This is a genomic window from Acidimicrobiia bacterium (genome assembly GCA_016650365.1).
Classification (GTDB): domain Bacteria; phylum Actinomycetota; class Acidimicrobiia; order Spongiisociales; family JAENVV01; genus JAENVV01.
In genome coordinates this window covers 1-16,399 of sequence record JAENVV010000035.1, presented here as the reverse complement: position 1 = coordinate 16,399, position 16,399 = coordinate 1, and the positions used below count along the sequence as shown (strand labels likewise).

The following is a 16,399-nucleotide window of genomic DNA, read 5'->3' as shown; positions in this document are numbered from 1 at the left end:
ACGAGGAGCCAGGTTTCCATGTTGCCCTTGCCCGGCACCGCAGCTCCCCACACCACGGTGGCAACGAACACAGCAAACCAACCAAGCGTGGCCCGCCGACCAAAGATCATCAGCGCCGCGAGAGGGATGATCAGAATGTTCGCCTCGCCGAGTCCCGACCGGAGGAGTCCGCCGACGAGCGCTGTCAAGTACGAGGTCTCGGCTACGACCGCTGCGAAGGTGGCCGTTACCACCCATCCGAACCATTGGGGCCGGGCGTTGAGGATGAGGAGGCCGATCGGCCCGACTGCAATAACGATCCAAAGTGCCACGGCCGACGTGGTGAACCCCTGACCGCCAAGGTCGAGAGCTGTGGGGATCGTCAGCAGCGTCGCGATTGGTGGAGGCGACGACGAAGATGACGCGCCTGGAGCGCTGCGCGACTGGCTCTCCTGGGAAGTCGCCGATAGAGGAGAAGAAGTCGACCAGCCACCGCCAGAGTTTTCGCATGGCCGAAGGCTAGGCGTGATTGCGAGAGGGTTTGCCGGGCTCGTTCGAAGGGCGTTCCCTGAGGTGTCGACACATGCACGAAGTTCCAGGTCGCCCCGTGGGTTGTTCGGGGATCAATCAACGGCAGTGAGCGGTTCGCCCGTGAGGAATCGGGCGATGACGTCGTCGGCTTTGTCGCCGTCGAACACGACATAGGAGACGCCCCCTTCGTTGGAGAAGCGGACCGGGACCGTTGTGGCGTCAACGTCGGCCTTCCACATGCCGAAGGCGGCGGTGAGAACGCCGATCGGGCCAAGCCCTTTGTCGATCCGGGTGGAGACTCCCAGCTTGCTGAGGAACAGGGGCATACGGGCTACTCCCTGCACAGAAGCGGCCCGGTGCAGCATGGCTTCCAAGGTTTGCTGCTGGCGGCCGGTTCGTCCAATGTCGTCGGCGTCGACCGACACCCACTTGCCATTGATGTTCTCCTGGTACGAACGCGACCGGGAGAAGGCCAGCGCGGTGGCTCCATCGATGTGGGTGGTTCCGGCGGCGACCTCAAGTCCCGACTTAGTGTCTCGTGCTGCATTTGGGAAAGCGATATCGATCCCGCCCAGGGCGTCGACGAGTGCGGCAAACCCGGCAAAGTCGATCTCGACGACATGGTGGATTGGGATGCCGGTGGCAGCCGAAGCGGTATCTGCCAACAAGGCTGCCCCGCCGAATGCGTACGCGGCGTTGATCTTGTTGGTCCCATGCCCTTCGACCGTGACCTTCAGGTCGCGCGGCAAGCTCAGCAGTTGGAGAGCTCCGCCGCTCGGACGGGCCAGGATGATGACATCAGCCCGTTCACCGCCGAAGTCGCCAAAGCTGCCGGCGAGTCCGTCGGGCAGGTCGGCACGGCTGTCGCTGCCAATGAGGAGGAACGTCTGGGTGACAAAGCCGGAGGCCAGGTCTGGTTCGGGCTCGACATGGGGGATCTGGGCCAATCCCCAGTAAAGAGCGCCCAGGGTGACGACGAGCAGAACGATGATGAGTTTGAACAAGAACCGGAACGGGCGCCGCTTGCGTTGCGGTACGGGGGGTGGTTCGGTGATATCGATAACGGTGGTTTCATCCATGAGGGAGCCATTCGAAGATAGTGGGGGTCTAGCCCTGAATGGGCCGATCGCATCATATCGAGTATTGAGCGCTCTCGGGTCGTGGGTTTCCGAAACCCTGTCAAAGGATCCCGTCTAGGCGCCGATCAGAGTCTCCACACGGTCAATGTCTATCTTGGCACCTAACGACGTAAACGCCGACTTGGCGGAGGAGAGCTCCAAGCGGGCAGCCGAGTCGTGACCTGCCTCATGTTGGGCTTCGGCGAGCAGAAGCCTTGATTGGGCTGTCTCATACGGCATTTGGAGTTCGTTCCGACGCCGAATGGCCTCACGTAGTTCTTCGATCGCGTCGGCCGTGCGGCCTTCTCGGAGTGATATGACCGCCCGCCGGTGAAGTGCAGATGACCGCATGGCAGATGAGTCGCACGATCGGGCAACCCCCTCGAGTTCGGTGATCGAGGCTTTCGCCTCGTCGATGTGTCCAAGCGACAGTTGGGTATCGATAAGAGCTGGTAGGTATTTGGCCCGGGCCAGCGGGCCCAGTTGGTCGGTCCCGAATGCATCCGACAAGAGCTGGCTGGCCGCCTCAGAATCGCCCTGTGCTAGCCGTAACTCCGCCAGCCCTGGCAACACCGGGTAGCCGTGTTCGTGAGCTGACCGAAAGAGATCTTCGGCTTCGGTGAGGTTACCGGCCCGCAGTTCCACCTCGCCCTTCTGATAGAGGGCAGAACCAACAATCAACGTGAACCCATGAAGCTCGGTGACCGCCCTATCAAGCTCGGCGGTGGCTGTCTCCCAGTCGCCTCGTAGCCACTTCAGTTCCGCTCGGACGATCCGGCACACGCCCGGGTAGGCCGAATCGGAGTGCTGTTCGCACCATGCCTGAGCCGCGTCGCTCCACTCTGTGGCGCGCTGATAGTCGGCGACCTGGTCGCACACGGTCAGCATGTTGCAGTAGCTGCGACCCGTCGCATCGGGCGATAGCTCGCCTGATACGGCCGCCACCATGGCCTCGTCAATGAGCGTCATGCCCTCGTCGACTTGTCCCATCGCCACGAGAAACCGACCCTTGTCCTGGAGTCCAAGCGCACGGAGGCTTCGATTCTCAAGCGCGCTGCCGAGTGCGATGACCTCTTCCGCCAGTGCCACGGCCTTTTCGGAGTCGCCTTCGGTTTCGAAACTGGCAACCGACTTCCATCGGAGCAGGTAGCCGTAGGCCTCAGACTCGGGGAGATCGTTGATCAAACTCTCTGCCCTGGCTACCCACGCCCTCGATACTGCTTTGGCCAGCCGGTACTTGTACGAGTCGGCCAGGGCGAGGGCGATGAGGGCGGCCGCTTCGCGCTTTCCCTCCCTCGAGTAGAGCCCGAACGCCTTCTCCCGTATGGCGATGCCCTCGTCGCTCCGGCCCGTCCAAAACGCGGCCTCTCCCAGGCGCTGGAGATCCTCGGCCTCCAGGTCGATTGCCTTCGCAGCGGCCGCCAGGGCGACATACGCGGGTTCCCATTGCTGGGAAGCGTGCGATTGGCGTCCGGCGGCGACCTGTTCGGCAGCGTCCAAGGCTGGTCGCTCCGACCGAAGATCGGGGAAGTCGGAAGGCAATCCCTGATGCGTGACCTGGAACACATGCTCGGGCCGTTCAAGGTCCTTCAGATTGTGCGCGCCTAGATCTTTCAGTCCAATCCCGGAGGCGAGATTGTCCTGGACGAGGCTGGCCGTTGCGGAGGAGACAAGAATTTGGCCACCATGGCCCGTGGACAGAAGGCGAGCGCACCGGTTGAGCGGCGGTCCGAAGTAGTCGCCGTCTCGTTCGTCGGCATTTCCCGTGTGGAGCGCTGCCTTGACTCTTAGGTCTCCGAGAACTCCCCAGTCCTCGGCTGCCAAGCCAAGTTGGGCGTCAAGAGCGGCCTTGAGAGCTTGTTGTGGGGCGGAAAATGCGGCGCAAAACGCGTCGCCGGCTGTTGTGAAGACAACCCCATCGTTCTCTTCAATGGCCGAGCGCACGACACGATCATGCTTGGCGAGAGCATCTTTCATGGCCTCCGGATAGGTTTCCCAGAGACGGGTACTGGCTTCAACATCGGTGAAAAGGAACGTCACGGTTCCGGTGGGGCGAATGACGATTTCGTGTGTCCTTACTGAGGAGACGCCGATTCTACGCCGCTGGCGGCGATGCCGTCGGACTTGGCCCCGCTGCCGGCGCCCAAGGTGTGAGCGCAAAATGCCGGCGTTGGCATACCCGGCGTTTTGCCGGCAAACACCGTTGGCCTGCTCTAGGTTGCGTGTTATGCAATCGTTTCACGACGAACCCGTTCGCGGCGTCATCGGCAACTTTGGCCTGCTTGCCCTTCCCGGGATCGAAACCGTTCGGAGCATGGTTACGGGTACCGCGGCGATGCCGCCGATTCACCACCTCACGGGTATTCGACCTACCCAAGCCGACCCCGGCGCAGTGACCTGGGAGATGCCTGTTACGGATTGGATGCATGATCGTTATGGCGTCATATGGGGCGGGGTATATGCGTTCTTCTCCGACGCGGTCGTCGGGACCGCACTGCTCACCGGACTCCCGCCCGGCAAAGTCTTAACGACCTCCGAGCTGACCTTGAGCTATCTCCGCCTGGCTACCCCCGATGCGGAGAAGCTGATCGGTCATGGTCAGACGGTCCACCTCGGTAACAGTCTTGGCCTGTCGGAAGCGCGCATCGAAGACGTGCATGGCCGGCTCCTGGCCTTCGCCTCGACTCGATGCGTCGTCATCGACATACCCGGCGGAGGTGCTGCGGAGGTCATACCTCCCGGCGCGCCAATCAGTGACCCGGTCGACCCATACTTGAGGCCACTACCTGACACGCTCAATGTGTGGCATGAGCACAGTAAATACGGCCCACGAGAAGTGTTCGACAAGCAATGGATAACCGGCGAGCTCGACGTGGGTCCCGTGACTCGCATGACCGGCCACAGAGCCGTGGAGATGGGCGACGGCACCTACACCCTCGAATGGCCGGCCAGTCCATGGTTCAGTGCCGGGATGCCCGCCATGTATGGCGGGGCCATCTCGTGGGCACTCGATACGGCCGTCGAAGGCGCAATTTTCTCGACCCTGGAGCCCGGCGAGTTCAATGCATCGATCGACCTGCAAGTGCGGTTCTTCAGGCCACCCATGCTCGATGGTCGTACCCTGACGGTCCGGGGCGAAGTCCAACATCGTGGCCATCGGCTCCGGGTTGCCACGGCCGAGATGGTGGACGCCGATGGAAACAAAGTAGCGACCGCCACCGGGTCGGCCATGCTCATTCCTGACGGCGTCGAGCATCTCATGGCTGGTGGTGCCGCCCACGAACTCACTCCTAATTAGGGGAGCTGTGTTTCATCACGGTGTTGCCACAACCCTTTGGCGGGCCCGTTTTGGAGCAGCCTGAGCTAGCTCCAAGCCTCGACTTGACCGTCACCGACCCGTCTAACGAGGCGTGTTGGCGATCATCACCGAAAGGTAGGTCAGCCGGTCGTCGGCGTGGGCGGTGAACTTGACCGGCATGCCAGGGAGGGTGGGGGCAAACCAGAACGTGTGGATGGTGATGCCTTCGCGAACCGTGTAGCGGAGGCAATCGACCGTGCCGGTGTCCAGGTCGATGGACTCGGATTCGATGGCCGTCGCTGCCGCCCGGAATGAGGCATGCCTCTGAAGTTCGTCCCACGTCGAATACACCGTGTCGATTTCGCCCAACGGGAGACCGTCAAGGGTGGTGCGCCACAAATCCTGGGTGGCGCCGCGGTCGTCGACCTCGATGAATTTGATGTGTCGATGGTACGGGGGTTCGACCGCTGCTTCGACGAGCAGTTTCATCGTCCGCCCGGCCGGACAGCCAGAACGTATCTCGTCGGCAGTGAATGGCGTCGGGGCGTGACCGGGTTCGAGTATCCGGGGATCGTCATTATCCACGATCACCACCATTGCGCACTCGCGCGTTAGCCCCGACTTGTTTGACGGTGGCCATCTTCGCAGAGGACATGTAGTGATCCTACGTTTTCTCTGCGTGGCCTTGTCGGGCAGAACGCCCATCTCTGCGCCATGGCACGGCAAACAGAACCAGTCTGTGACAGGCTCAAACGATGGTCAGAATATGGCGATTCGGCTAGGCAGGCGGCTGACTGTTCCAGTATTCCTTCGCTTCGGCTTCCATATCAGCCAGCCGGGTGTAGTAGTCGGGGAACTCGTTGAGATGAGCCCAGGCGATCTTGCCGGTGGCGGCCAGATCGTTGCCGGTGACATCGGTCAGGGCGTCTTTATCTCCGTGTTCGAGTTCGACCTCGAGACCCATCCGGAATTGCTCGACATCGAAGCGATGGTCGGTGAAGTCGAGGCCGATCTCGGCGGCGATCGCTTCAGCCTGAACCGTTGTGAAGGTGTTCTTCATGGTGCTACTCCCGGGTTGGTTTGGTTTGGCCGCTCTGCTTGCGTTTTTCGCTCCGGTAGCCAATGACGCCACCACCGATCGTACCGATTAGTACCGGTCCCAGAGGGGTGACGCTCAGGCCCACCGAAACCAGGCCGCCGACGACTCCGCCCGTGAGAGCCCCAACCCGGAGCCCGTTCAAGGGGTCCCAGGGGGTTCGATCGCGAAGTGTTGCCTGCTGTCTGGTAGCCATGAGGCCACCCTACCGAAGCTCAATTTTCATCACCAGAGTCGTCCGTCACAGATCGTCGCCGCCGCAGCTGGCCGGGTATCCCCGATCGTGGGACGAATGCGGGAGGGTTCGGGTCGAAGGGCCGTTGGGGTGAGGCGCCCATCGGCGTAGTGTGACCCCAGGCGCCTAGAGCAGCAGAGGATGGCACGCGTATGGACTTCGAGATCTCGGAGAAGATGACCACCATTTTGGACATGGTCGGCCAGTTCATGGACACGGAGGTTATCCCTCTCGAAGGCGAACTATTGCACGGAGACCAGGCGACTCTCGACGAGATGGTGCGGCACGCCCAGGACAAGGTTCGCCAGATGGAACTGTGGGCGCCCAACCATCCGGTCGAGTTCGGTGGATTGGGGTTGAGCATGCTCGAACATGGCCTCGTATCCGAAGCGCTCGGCCGAAGCCCGCTCGGACACATCGTGTTCGGAGTGCAGGCGCCCGACGCCGGCAACATTGAGATCCTTCATGCATACGCCACCGATGATCAGCGGGAACGTTTCCTGCGTCCGCTCGTCGCCGGAGAGATCCGCAGTTGTTTTTCGATGACCGAACCCGAAATGCCCGGTTCGAACCCGACGATGATGGCCACGACTGCCGTCAAAGACGGCACCGACTATGTGATCAACGGGCAGAAATGGTTTACGACCGCCGCCGACGGGGCCGCCTTCGCGATTGTGATGGCGGTCACCAACCCCGAGGCCCCGCCCCATCAGCGGGCCAGCATGATTCTCGTTCCCACCGACACGCCCGGGTTCAACTTGGTTCGCAACGTGTCGATGATGGGCCATCCCGGGTCCGGTCATGCCAGTCACGCCGAGGTCATCTACCAGGGGTGCCGGGTGCCCCAGGCAAACCTGCTCGGAACCGAAGGGGCCGGATTCGCCATGGCCCAGGAACGCCTCGGCCCAGGTCGGATCCACCATTGCATGCGCTGGTTGGGTATTGCGAGCCGTTCTTTTGATCTCATGTGCGCCCGGGCCAACTACCGGGTGATCAACGAGAATGGTGACACCCTGGCCGATCAGCAGGCCATCCAGCATTGGGTGGCTGAACTCGACGCCGAAATCCGCGGGGCCCGTCTCCAGACGCTGCATGCCGCCTGGATGATCGACCGGTACGGAGCCAAAGCGGCCCGTGATGAGATCTCGGCCATCAAGTTCTCGGTGGCCAACACAATGCTCAAAGCCGTCGACACGGCCATCCAGGTGCATGGCGCCCTGGGCGTGACCGACGATACGATCCTGTCGTACTGGTATCGCCACGAGCGCGCCGCCCGCATCTACGACGGTGCCGACGAAGTCCACAAGACGTCCCTGGGCCGCCGTATCTTACGTCGGTACGCCTCACAGGCTGTCTGATCCGCGGCTGGTTTGGTTGAGCGTCGACCCGGGACGTTTTGTCGAACACGCCAAAACCTGTCGGTCCAGGATCCGGCCGATATGGCATATGATCACGGTCATGGGCTCGCGGGATACGTCAACTCGCCCGTGCTGAGGAATAGCTCTCAGGGGTTGGAGGTTGGGGCAAATGACGATGCCTTCCCAGAACCGCAGGTATCTCATGTTCGCCGGTTCCTTCGCCATCGCGGTGGCCATCGGTTTGGTGAGTGTCTTTGTCGCCAATCGGCCCGACCCGATCGACCACTCAGCGGCCGGCCCCGTCTTCGACCATCTCGGCCGGTCTGGTGCGCGACGCCGACGTCCCCGATCTTCCGTTCCCCGACAATCCCGACCCGACCGTGTGCGGGATACCGGTCAAGTGGGGGAGTGACAGACACAATGGCCTGGCTGAACGGGATGTTCGATGGGCAAATGCTCCAGTCCGTTGTTCTGCTGTACAGCCATCAGCGTTTCAGCATCACCGGATCGGCGCCGCATGGGACGCAGGACCGGATTCTCCTGTATCCGGAGAATCCGGTCCTCGACTTTTACCTTGTCAAGACGGTCGGTCCCAATCCGCAGGAAGGATGGATTCCCGCGCCGCTGCTGTCGTTCGAGCCGCTCGATATGTCCGCTGCCGGCTGAACCTCAGCGCAAGTGAATCACATTTCCGGTGATCAGGCGTGCCCGGTCTGAGACGACGAAGGCGATGACGTCGGCCACGTCCTCAGGGTCCGCGACGTGGAGCAGGGTCAAACTCTCGTCGACCACCTGGCGGACTTCGTCGGTGACCCACCCGGTGTCGGTCACTGGCGGGTAGACAACATTGGCGGTGATGCCCCGGTCGGCTAGTTCGAAGGCGGCCGACATCGTGAAGTTCTCCAGCGCCGCTTTCGCCGCTCCATAGGAGACCTCTTCGGGGAATCCGAGTGGGTCGCCCGAAGTCAGGCCAACGATGCGGCCCCAGTCGAGTTCGTGCTCGACGTGGCGTCTGGCGAACTCGGCGATGAGCAGCGCCGTGGCCCGAGCATCGACCGCAAACTGCTGGTCGAACGTTGCGGATGACACTGGACGCAGCAAGCGACCGAGGCGGTCCGCTGAGACGTTCTTGAAGGTGTCGGCGACCCAGCCAGTGGCGTTGTTGACCAGAATGTCGACCGGACCGAATGCCTGCTCGGCTGCCTCGAATAGTCCCGAAATGGCCGTTTCGTCAGCAAGGTCGGCTTCGATGGCCAGGGCTGATCCGGCGGCTTCCGCAATGGCGGCGAGGACCTGATCTGCGTTTCCGGCCCGGTTACGCCGGATCAGGTCTGGTGTCCCTGGATCGACCGGATCCTCAACTCGCAAATACGTGATGAGAACTGAGGCCCCGGCGCTCGCCAGGCGCCGGGCGGTGGCTGCGCCGATGCCGTGGTTGGCGCCCGTGACCAGGGCGACATGTCCAGTGAGATCGTTCGCAGAATTCGCCTGACCGGTCATCGTTACTTCTTCCTTATTGGCCACAGAGACTCGCCGCACGCCAAGGCTAGAGCGTAATGGGTGGCCTCGTTTGGCCTGAGGCTTCGGCCGATCCACTACCGTGCCGGGGTGACATTGGATCCCGAAGAACGCAGAGCCCGGGCCCGACGGTGGGTAGCGGTCGCGCTGGCGACGGTGCTCATGGTGATGGACTTCATCCTGTTCGTTTTCGGGTTTGCAACCGGGAGGGGGGAGGAGACGATCCTGGCCGGTGGCATCATTGGCATTGGCCTTGGTCTGGTGCCCGGCGTGTTTGTGGTTGCCGCTCTTGTGTCCCAACACCCCCGCGGCTTCCGGGCCGCCGCTCTGGCGACCGTCCTCTGGGGGGTGGTTGCCGCCCCGATCTCGATTGTGAATCTTCCGGTAGCCCTTGTGGCCGGGTTCGGGGCGGGAGGGGTCGTGGCGTTCCGCCGTGACGAGGTTCATTCGCTCCTGAGTCGGGTGGTGGCCGTGATGATCTGTGCGCTCTACACGTTGGTGGTCCAACGCATCTCGCCTGCGGCCGGAATCCTCGCGGGAGCTCCGCTTCCATTCTTGGCGATCGCCATGGTGGATGCGATGCGAGTTCGCCGCGCAGATAAGACCAATACTCCGGCTGTTTAGCCCTTCACGGCTCCTGCGGTGAGGCCGCCGATGATTCGACGCTGGAAGATCAGCACGAGCACGATGAGCGGGATGGTCACGAGCACCGCCGCAGCCATGATCTCACCGAATGGTTCCTGTCGGGCGACTTGGCCGGTGAACAGGGCAATGCCAACCGGTACCGTCCGGGCGTTTGGCTCGATGGTCGTGAACGTCAGGGCGAACAGGTACTCGTTGAAGGCAGCAATAAATGCCAGCAGCCCGGTGGTCACCAAAGCGGGCGCGGTCAACGGAAGTAGGACCAGACGGAACGCCTGGAACGGTGTCGCGCCATCGACCTGTGCAGATTGAATCAGGTCGTCTGGTAGCGCCTTGAAGAACGAGGTCAGCACCCAAACGGTAAATGGGAGTGTGAACAGCATGTATGAAAGGATCATTGACGGACGAGCCGAGATACCCAGGTTCTGGATCACGGCGTACAGGCCGGTGAGCACTGCCACCTGCGGGAACATGGTCATCGAAAGGATCAGATACAGCGAGGGCGTCTTGCCCCGGAAGCGAAGCTTGCCGAGTGCAAACCCTGCGAATGATCCGATGGTAAGAGCCAGGGTGGTAACCGTTGTTGCCAGGATGACGCTATTGCGCAGCGTTCCAAGGAACGTTTTGTTGGCGAATACGGCGCTGTAGTTCTGGAAGGTGAACGACATCGCCCCGGTATTGGGGTCGCGGGGGATGAACGTACCGGGTGTCATCCGCAGTTGCGCCTCGGTTTTGAACGACGAATTGATGGCCCAATAGAACGGGAACAGCAGGAACGCGGCGATCAAAATGATGAGCAACCAAAAGCCGACCCGGTTCCATTTGATACCGGACTTCTTGCGATCGGCCGTGCGCATCGCCTGTGTGGCTTGGTCGTGGGCCATGTCAGTCACTGGTGACCCCCAGGAAGCGGATATAGAGGATGGCGAAAACCGTAATGATGAAGAAGATGATCACTGAAGCCGCCGACGAATACCCGAGGGCCTGGCTGTCGATCAGCTGGTAATACGCAAAGCTGGCCATCGAGTACTTCTTTTGAGCAAACACGATTTGGAAAAGGTCGAATACTCGTAAGGCGTCAAGGGTGCGGAAGACCAGCGCCACTGCGAGGGTGGGCTTAAGAAGTGGCAACGTGACGGCGGTGAACTGTTTCCACTTGTTGGCGCCGTCGACCTCGGCCGCTTCATAAAGTTCCGAAGGAATGATGGCGAGCCCGGCGAGAAGCAGGAGCGCCATGAAAGGGGTGGTCTTCCATACGTCGATGACGATGGCCGCCGGAAGCTGGGTGCTGGAATCGGCCAGGAAGGGTGTTTGACCGTCGGTAGATCCGAGCTTTTGGAAGATGATGTTGAAGAAGCCCGCCCTGGTGTCGATGAACATCCATTCCCAGATCCGCGATGACACGGCGGTGAGGATCGCCCACGGGACGAGCATGGCGGCCCGCATCAAGCCTCGACCCGGGAATGCATTGTTGAGCGCGATCGCTATCCCGAGACCGAGCAAGGTTTCCATGACGATCGTGACAAGACTGAAGCGGGTTGTGTCGTAGATGCTCTCGATGAACTCGGCGTCGGTCGCCCCGAAAACGTACTGGTTGCCAAATAAACCGAACGTGGACACCTCCCGGTAGCGTCGGGGGTCGCGCGGCAATGCCTGTATCGGGGAAACGAACTCGGGTTCCCCCGTGTTCGGGTCAATCACCTGTTGGCCCGTTGCCTCGTCGATCTCCGGGGGAAGCTCGACTAAGGTGACGCTCAGCAGGTTCTTGTAATTCTGTAGTCCGACGAATTCCGTAGGCGCGGCACTTGCAAACGTATCGTTCGTGAGGCTCGAGTAAAAGACCGAACCCAGCGGGTAGAAGGCCACGGCGAACAGGATGAGGAATGTGGGAACCAACAGCCAGTAGGCAAGGCGCTGCTCGTTGTCCAAGAGCGCGCCAGGTTTGCTCAGTTTCGTGGGTCCTTCTGACTCAGTAACTGCGGCCACGTTTCTCCTCCTCACCTATACAAGCAGACGTGCCTGGAACTCGTCGGGTAGGTCGGGATAAATCAAAAAGGGGGAAGGCACCGTGCCTTCCCCCTTCCGGTTTACTGCATGGTTAGTTGTCTTACGGGGTCCCGACCGTGAAGTCCGGGAACTGGTCCTGATAGTCGAGTTCGAGTTCGAGGAACGCATCCTCGGCATTCTTGTCGCCCGTCAGGACGCTATGCACTGCATTGAAGAACAGAGCCGACGTATCGCTGTAGCTCGGCGACGTGATCGTCGAAGGACGAGCCACGGCAGCGGTGAACACATCGAGCAGGCTGCCGAAGAACGGTGCGGCTTCGAGGACGTCTGCATCCTCATACAGCGACACGATCGTCGGGTTCAGCGAACCGGTGATGGCCCGATACTTTTGCTCTGGTTCTGATGCCATCCACAGTGCGAAGGCGGCAGCTTCTGCGGGGTGCTCCGAATACTTCGAAACAGCCAGCTGCCATCCACCGAGCGTCGCAGCGCTCTGACCGGCGGTTGCGCCGGGGAGTGCCGAAACGTCGAACAGGCCCTTGACCGCTGAATCGTCGGCGTTACCGAGCGAGTAAGCATATGGCCAGTTGCGCATGAAGGCGGCGTTGCCAGCCTGCCATACACCACGAGCGTCTTCTTCACCGTAGGCGGTCACACCCGGAGGCGAGATCGTGCCAACCCAGCCTGCAGCCTGATCGACGATGTCAATGGCAGCCTGGTTGTTGATGGTGATCGTACCGTCGGGTTGGATGATCGAACCGCCACCAGCCGAAGCAATCCATTCGAGGGCGTCACAGGTAAGACCTTCATAGGCGTTGCCCTGCCAGACGTATCCCCAGAAGTCCTGGTTGCCGTCGGCACGCTCGCCCTCTTGAATGGTCGTAGCTGCCGCTTCGAGTTCGTCCCACGTCTTTGGTGGATCGAGGTTGTACTTCTCAAGCAGGTCGGACCGGTAGTAGAGCAGGCCGGCATCGGTGAACCATGGGATACCGATGAGCTTGCCGTCTACCGTGTTGTTTTCGATGATTGCCGGGAAGTGGGCGCCGGTTACTTCGGCAGCACCGTACTCGTTCAGGTCGACGAAGTGCTCGGCGAGGTCGCCGGGCCAGATGACGTCGATCTGGAAGATGTCACCCTCAGGGGACTGGGCCTCGAATAGCTGCAGGTACGTTCCCAAGCGGTCCTCGACGAAGTCGGGGGTATCAATGCTCTCGATAGTGATACAGGGATTTTCGGCCATGTAGCGATCGGCCTGGTTGACAGCCATTTCGAGCTCCTGGCCCACGGCTCCCGTGAACACCCTCAGCACGATTTGTTCGCCGTCGCATGCGCCGGAAGCCGGTGGTTCGGTGGTCTCCGTGGCAGCGGTAGTGTCCGGTGTCCCGGCTGTTGTCGTGTCGCTTGCTCCTGCGGCCGTTGTTGTGGTAGCTGAATCGCCGCCACAGGCTGCAAGGATCATGACTAGTGCCACAAAGGCAAAGAGCCATCTACTTGTCTTCATCTGATTTCCTCCTCAGTTTCCACCCGAAGAATCCGGGTGGAGATTCGCACGATATTGCCTTAGTAAGTGTTCGTCAACACGAGAGGTCACCTGCAATCGATTGCGTCCCTGCGGGGAATTCACACGATGGAACCGATTCCAGCCCCACCTTGTTAAACGTCGATTTGGAAACGGTTCCAATCTCGCCGATGAAATCGGGCTGTTTCCCCGGGGTGGCCTCCTGACCTCTACTTCGCCAATAAGCTCGGGGCGACCTGATCCAGACGCCTTATGGTGACTCGCGGGGAGCGCTCCTGTCAATGGTTGTTCTAATCCCGAATCGTACGGTCTGAGTCGAACAGAGTTAGGGCCGAACGCCCGGTTTATGGTGCGAGGTCAAGAAATACTCCGACGCATGTCGACCATCCACAAAGAACCGTCCGATCCGGATGACTGTCGATGTATCTCACGGCTTCGCGACATTGAGTGCGTAACGCTCTCCAGTCCTCAGACGAAGTCGTACCTGTTGTGCCGTTTGATGAAAAAGGTTACGTACGAAAACGACGCACAAAGTCCGGCATCTCACGCTGCGCGGTCCGTAAACTGACGCCATTGAGAGGAGAACTCCATGAGAACTCGGACAATGGTGGTCGGGGCGGTGACGGCACTACTTGTGTCGGCGTGCGGGAACGCGGCAGAGACGGTCGCCGAAAAGGTCATCGAGAACGAAACCGGAGCCGACGTCACCATCACTGATGATGGTGCGTCGATGCAGGTCACCGATGAAGACGGCAGCACGGTTGATTTCAACAGTACCGACGGGACGGTTGTCATCACCGGGACCGACGATGAGGGGAACGAATCCACTATCGAGATGGGTGGCACCGAGGTACCCGCAGATTTCCCGATGCCGATTCCCGATGGCTCCGAAGTGACGTTCGTTTCCACATTCGACACCCCTGAGGGTGCTTCCACGTCGGTCACTGTTCAAATCGATCCGAGCGACACAGCTTCGGTGCTTGAGATGTATAAGACCTGGTTCGCCGATCAGGGCATGGAAGTCACGTCGGCCGAGGGGATGGTGATCGGTGGCAGCGAAACGGTGGCTTCGCTGGTGCAGATCGCCGACTATGGGACCTATGCCGAAGTGATCCTTACATGGAGTCCCACCGGGTAAGACCGGGCGATGCAGTCGAGTCAAACGGTTGTTGGCTGTCGGACCGAAAATGCGAGCCTGGAACCAGTTGATCCGGTCCCGGACTCGCTCGGGGGCCACGAGGGCTAAGTCAGTTCAGGCCTAACACGGTGAGGAGGGCCGCGTCGACGCCCCATTGTTCTTGCGGCGTCAGGTGGCCTTCGAGATCTCCCAGTCGGCCGATGTCGACGGCACCGACGTGTTCTACGAGGACACGAGTTGACTTACCAGCGATCTCAATTTCGGGTCGAAACGATGCAGATCGTGCGCTCGTCGACGTTGGGGCAACAAGGACCACCGAGCGAGGAAGGAATGCGTCAGATTGCACGACTTATCGAGCGACTTCGCGAGAGCTTCGCCGCCGACACGAGCGCCAGCTTGGCCGGGTTGGTTGTGTTCCTCGTGAGGTACGCCGGGATGGTGGTGGTGTCGAACCTGCGGGTGGCCTGGGAGGTGATCACACCTAGCAACGACCAGATCCGCGAGGCGATCGTTGCGGTGCCCCTCCAGGTGGGCTCGCTGAATGCCGCGCTCCTGGTGGCAAACGCCGTCTCGTTCACTCCCGGAAGCCTGGCCGTGGAACTCACCGAGGAGCCGACCACGCTGTATATCCATGTGCTCCACTTCTCGTCGGTCGACGAGGTGCAGGAGACGGTGAGAAGTCTGGAACGACTAGCCGCCAGGGTATATCCCGCTCGGACCGGGGCAGCCCTTCGGAGCGAGTGACGCGTCCCCGCGTAAAGCGCCACCGGGGAGCGTTCAGTCCAGATCAGTCTCACGGCAGGTACCCCTTTTCGAACGGAGCCGGGAGTGTTAGCCACGTCGGATATCTCGGCGGCGAAGGCCTTGTCGTCCTCGGCACCCAAGGGGCCGGCGACGCATGCTGGTGTGTCGTGTGGGCCAGCTCCGGAGTAATGCCGATAGATCTATTTCGTCGGGTGTTATTTGATGCGATCGAGCAGCTTCTTTGACCCGGGATGGTAAACGGCCGGCTCCTGGCTGAGCCGAATCACTTTCTGCCATGGCCGGGTCAGATACCCGAGCGGGACCGTGATGATGTGCACGAGTCTTGTGAACGGGAATGCCACGAGAAACACGAAAGCTGTCAGCACGTGTGTCTTGATTACCCATGGCAACGATTCGACCAACTCGGGCTTGGGCTGGAATACCAGCAGCGACCGTACGTATGGAACGAATACGGCGGTGCCCCAGAACGAACCCCAACGGTATCCAATAGCTGTCCAAAGGCCGGTAACGATGGCGACGGCAATAATGGCTAGCACCACCAGGTCGGCTCGGGTCGTGACTGCCCGGACTCGAAGGTTCGTGAATCGTCGGTACAACAGAATCACCAGGCCAACTCCGGCCCAGGCAGCCAGCGCGATGCCGGTCCCCTCAAGAAGGTAAAGCCGGACCGGGGCGCCATTCCAAAACCTGATCCCACTCGGAATGATTAGTACCACCAGATGCATCAGAAGGATGATCGTGATGCCCCAGTGGAACGACACGGAACCCCAATACAATTTACGCTTTTCGAGGAGTTGCGACGACAACGCCGAAACCGAGAATGGATGGCGTCTCCACCGAGTTATCGTCACCACAATCGCCAATGTCGCTGCCACATAGGGAAACACCACAAACAGCAGATTGTTCATCGGGGATCTCCAGTCTCGTTATGGCTTCCGATCGCTTGTTCGACCACATCTGCCGTGGCAGCCAGCAGATGACGGTACGGATTTGCAGATTCCGCCTTCTTCAGTGTGGTCCGCATGATGCCAACAGCCTTTGGAAGGTCGACGATCAGGTCAGGGAGGGGCGAGGGGGTTGCGTCGAGGTAGCGGAGCACCGGGTCGAGATGATCAGGCAACTCGCCGTGCAGGTCGATTCCCACCCGCTCCATGTCTCGTTTCAGGTCGGCCATGAATTCACCCCGACGGTAGTT

At 60.8% G+C, this 16,399-nt stretch carries 19 protein-coding genes; 6 read left to right on the top strand and 13 right to left on the bottom strand.

The window, feature by feature from the left end; genetic code table 11:
• From JJE47_02290 to JJE47_02280, 3 genes are all read right to left on the bottom strand, one after another.
• Positions 1-311 (bottom strand): hypothetical protein (locus JJE47_02290; protein MBK5266240.1); only part of this gene is annotated, 311 nt, incomplete at its 3' end.
• A gap of 291 nt (positions 312-602) precedes the next feature.
• Entirely contained in the window at positions 603-1,589 is a 987-nt protein-coding gene (locus JJE47_02285) for an LCP family protein (GenBank protein ID MBK5266239.1), read from the bottom strand.
• 114 nt (positions 1,590-1,703) lie between these two features.
• A complete protein-coding gene (locus JJE47_02280; protein ID MBK5266238.1) occupies positions 1,704-3,668 on the bottom strand; it encodes a hypothetical protein in 1,965 nt (654 codons plus the stop codon).
• Between the two features lie 187 nt (positions 3,669-3,855).
• Between JJE47_02280 and JJE47_02275 the strand changes: the two genes are divergently transcribed.
• Positions 3,856-4,926 (top strand): PaaI family thioesterase, encoded by a 1,071-nt coding sequence (locus JJE47_02275; GenBank protein MBK5266237.1) that lies wholly within the window; start codon positions 3,856-3,858, stop codon positions 4,924-4,926.
• Between the two features lie 102 nt (positions 4,927-5,028).
• Here the strand turns inward: JJE47_02275 and JJE47_02270 are convergent, their stop codons facing one another.
• The 3 genes from JJE47_02270 to JJE47_02260 form a co-directional block, all read right to left on the bottom strand.
• Positions 5,029-5,511 carry a hypothetical protein gene (locus JJE47_02270; GenBank protein ID MBK5266236.1) on the bottom strand — a complete coding sequence of 161 codons (483 nt, stop codon included), beginning with the start codon at positions 5,509-5,511 and terminating at the stop codon, positions 5,029-5,031.
• Positions 5,512-5,704: 193 nt separating this feature from the next.
• Complete coding sequence (locus JJE47_02265; GenBank protein MBK5266235.1) at positions 5,705-5,986, bottom strand: hypothetical protein; 282 nt, start codon at positions 5,984-5,986, stop codon at positions 5,705-5,707.
• Positions 5,987-5,990: 4 nt separating this feature from the next.
• Positions 5,991-6,218, bottom strand: a complete 228-nt coding sequence (locus JJE47_02260) for a hypothetical protein (protein MBK5266234.1) — start codon at positions 6,216-6,218, stop codon at positions 5,991-5,993.
• A 191-nt stretch (positions 6,219-6,409) separates the two neighbouring features.
• Between JJE47_02260 and JJE47_02255 the strand changes: the two genes are divergently transcribed.
• Together JJE47_02255 and JJE47_02250 are read left to right on the top strand one after the other, a co-directional pair.
• On the top strand, positions 6,410-7,615 hold the full coding sequence (locus tag JJE47_02255) for an acyl-CoA dehydrogenase family protein (protein MBK5266233.1): 1,206 nt from the start codon (positions 6,410-6,412) through the stop codon (positions 7,613-7,615).
• 408 nt (positions 7,616-8,023) lie between these two features.
• Positions 8,024-8,281 carry a hypothetical protein gene (locus JJE47_02250; GenBank protein ID MBK5266232.1) on the top strand — a complete coding sequence of 86 codons (258 nt, stop codon included), beginning with the start codon at positions 8,024-8,026 and terminating at the stop codon, positions 8,279-8,281.
• Between the two features lie 3 nt (positions 8,282-8,284).
• Here JJE47_02250 and JJE47_02245 read toward each other — a convergent pair whose 3' ends face one another.
• On the bottom strand, positions 8,285-9,115 hold the full coding sequence (locus JJE47_02245) for an SDR family oxidoreductase (GenBank protein ID MBK5266231.1): 831 nt from the start codon (positions 9,113-9,115) through the stop codon (positions 8,285-8,287).
• Positions 9,116-9,223: 108 nt separating this feature from the next.
• Between JJE47_02245 and JJE47_02240 the strand changes: the two genes are divergently transcribed.
• Positions 9,224-9,757 carry a hypothetical protein gene (locus tag JJE47_02240; protein MBK5266230.1) on the top strand — a complete coding sequence of 178 codons (534 nt, stop codon included), beginning with the start codon at positions 9,224-9,226 and terminating at the stop codon, positions 9,755-9,757.
• Here the strand turns inward: JJE47_02240 and JJE47_02235 are convergent.
• The 3 genes from JJE47_02235 to JJE47_02225 all read right to left on the bottom strand — a co-directional run bounded on the left by JJE47_02235 (position 9,754) and on the right by JJE47_02225 (position 13,241).
• A complete protein-coding gene (locus JJE47_02235; protein ID MBK5266229.1) occupies positions 9,754-10,632 on the bottom strand; it encodes a carbohydrate ABC transporter permease in 879 nt (292 codons plus the stop codon). The genes JJE47_02240 and JJE47_02235 overlap by 4 nt on opposite strands.
• Positions 10,633-10,660: 28 nt before the next feature.
• Positions 10,661-11,725, bottom strand: a complete 1,065-nt coding sequence (locus JJE47_02230; GenBank protein ID MBK5266228.1) for a sugar ABC transporter permease — start codon at positions 11,723-11,725, stop codon at positions 10,661-10,663.
• Between the two features lie 157 nt (positions 11,726-11,882).
• Complete coding sequence (locus JJE47_02225) at positions 11,883-13,241, bottom strand: ABC transporter substrate-binding protein (GenBank protein MBK5266227.1); 1,359 nt, start codon at positions 13,239-13,241, stop codon at positions 11,883-11,885.
• A gap of 649 nt (positions 13,242-13,890) precedes the next feature.
• Between JJE47_02225 and JJE47_02220 the strand changes: the two genes are divergently transcribed.
• Positions 13,891-14,439, top strand: a complete 549-nt coding sequence (locus JJE47_02220) for a hypothetical protein (GenBank protein MBK5266226.1) — start codon at positions 13,891-13,893, stop codon at positions 14,437-14,439.
• A 109-nt stretch (positions 14,440-14,548) separates the two neighbouring features.
• Here JJE47_02220 and JJE47_02215 read toward each other — a convergent pair whose 3' ends face one another.
• Positions 14,549-14,785 (bottom strand): type II toxin-antitoxin system PemK/MazF family toxin, encoded by a 237-nt coding sequence (locus tag JJE47_02215; protein MBK5266225.1) that lies wholly within the window; start codon positions 14,783-14,785, stop codon positions 14,549-14,551.
• Here JJE47_02215 and JJE47_02210 point away from each other — a divergent pair.
• Positions 14,770-15,183, top strand: a complete 414-nt coding sequence (locus JJE47_02210; GenBank protein MBK5266224.1) for a Na+/H+ antiporter subunit E — start codon at positions 14,770-14,772, stop codon at positions 15,181-15,183. The genes JJE47_02215 and JJE47_02210 overlap by 16 nt on opposite strands.
• A 215-nt stretch (positions 15,184-15,398) precedes the next feature.
• Here the strand turns inward: JJE47_02210 and narI are convergent, their stop codons facing one another.
• A complete protein-coding gene (gene narI / locus JJE47_02205) occupies positions 15,399-16,112 on the bottom strand; it encodes a respiratory nitrate reductase subunit gamma (protein MBK5266223.1) in 714 nt (237 codons plus the stop codon).
• The gene (locus JJE47_02200; protein ID MBK5266222.1) at positions 16,109-16,378 is read right to left on the bottom strand and encodes a hypothetical protein; all 270 of its coding nucleotides are present in this window, start codon (positions 16,376-16,378) and stop codon (positions 16,109-16,111) included. The genes narI and JJE47_02200 overlap by 4 nt, the downstream gene beginning before the upstream one ends.
• Positions 16,379-16,399 lie beyond the last annotated feature (21 nt).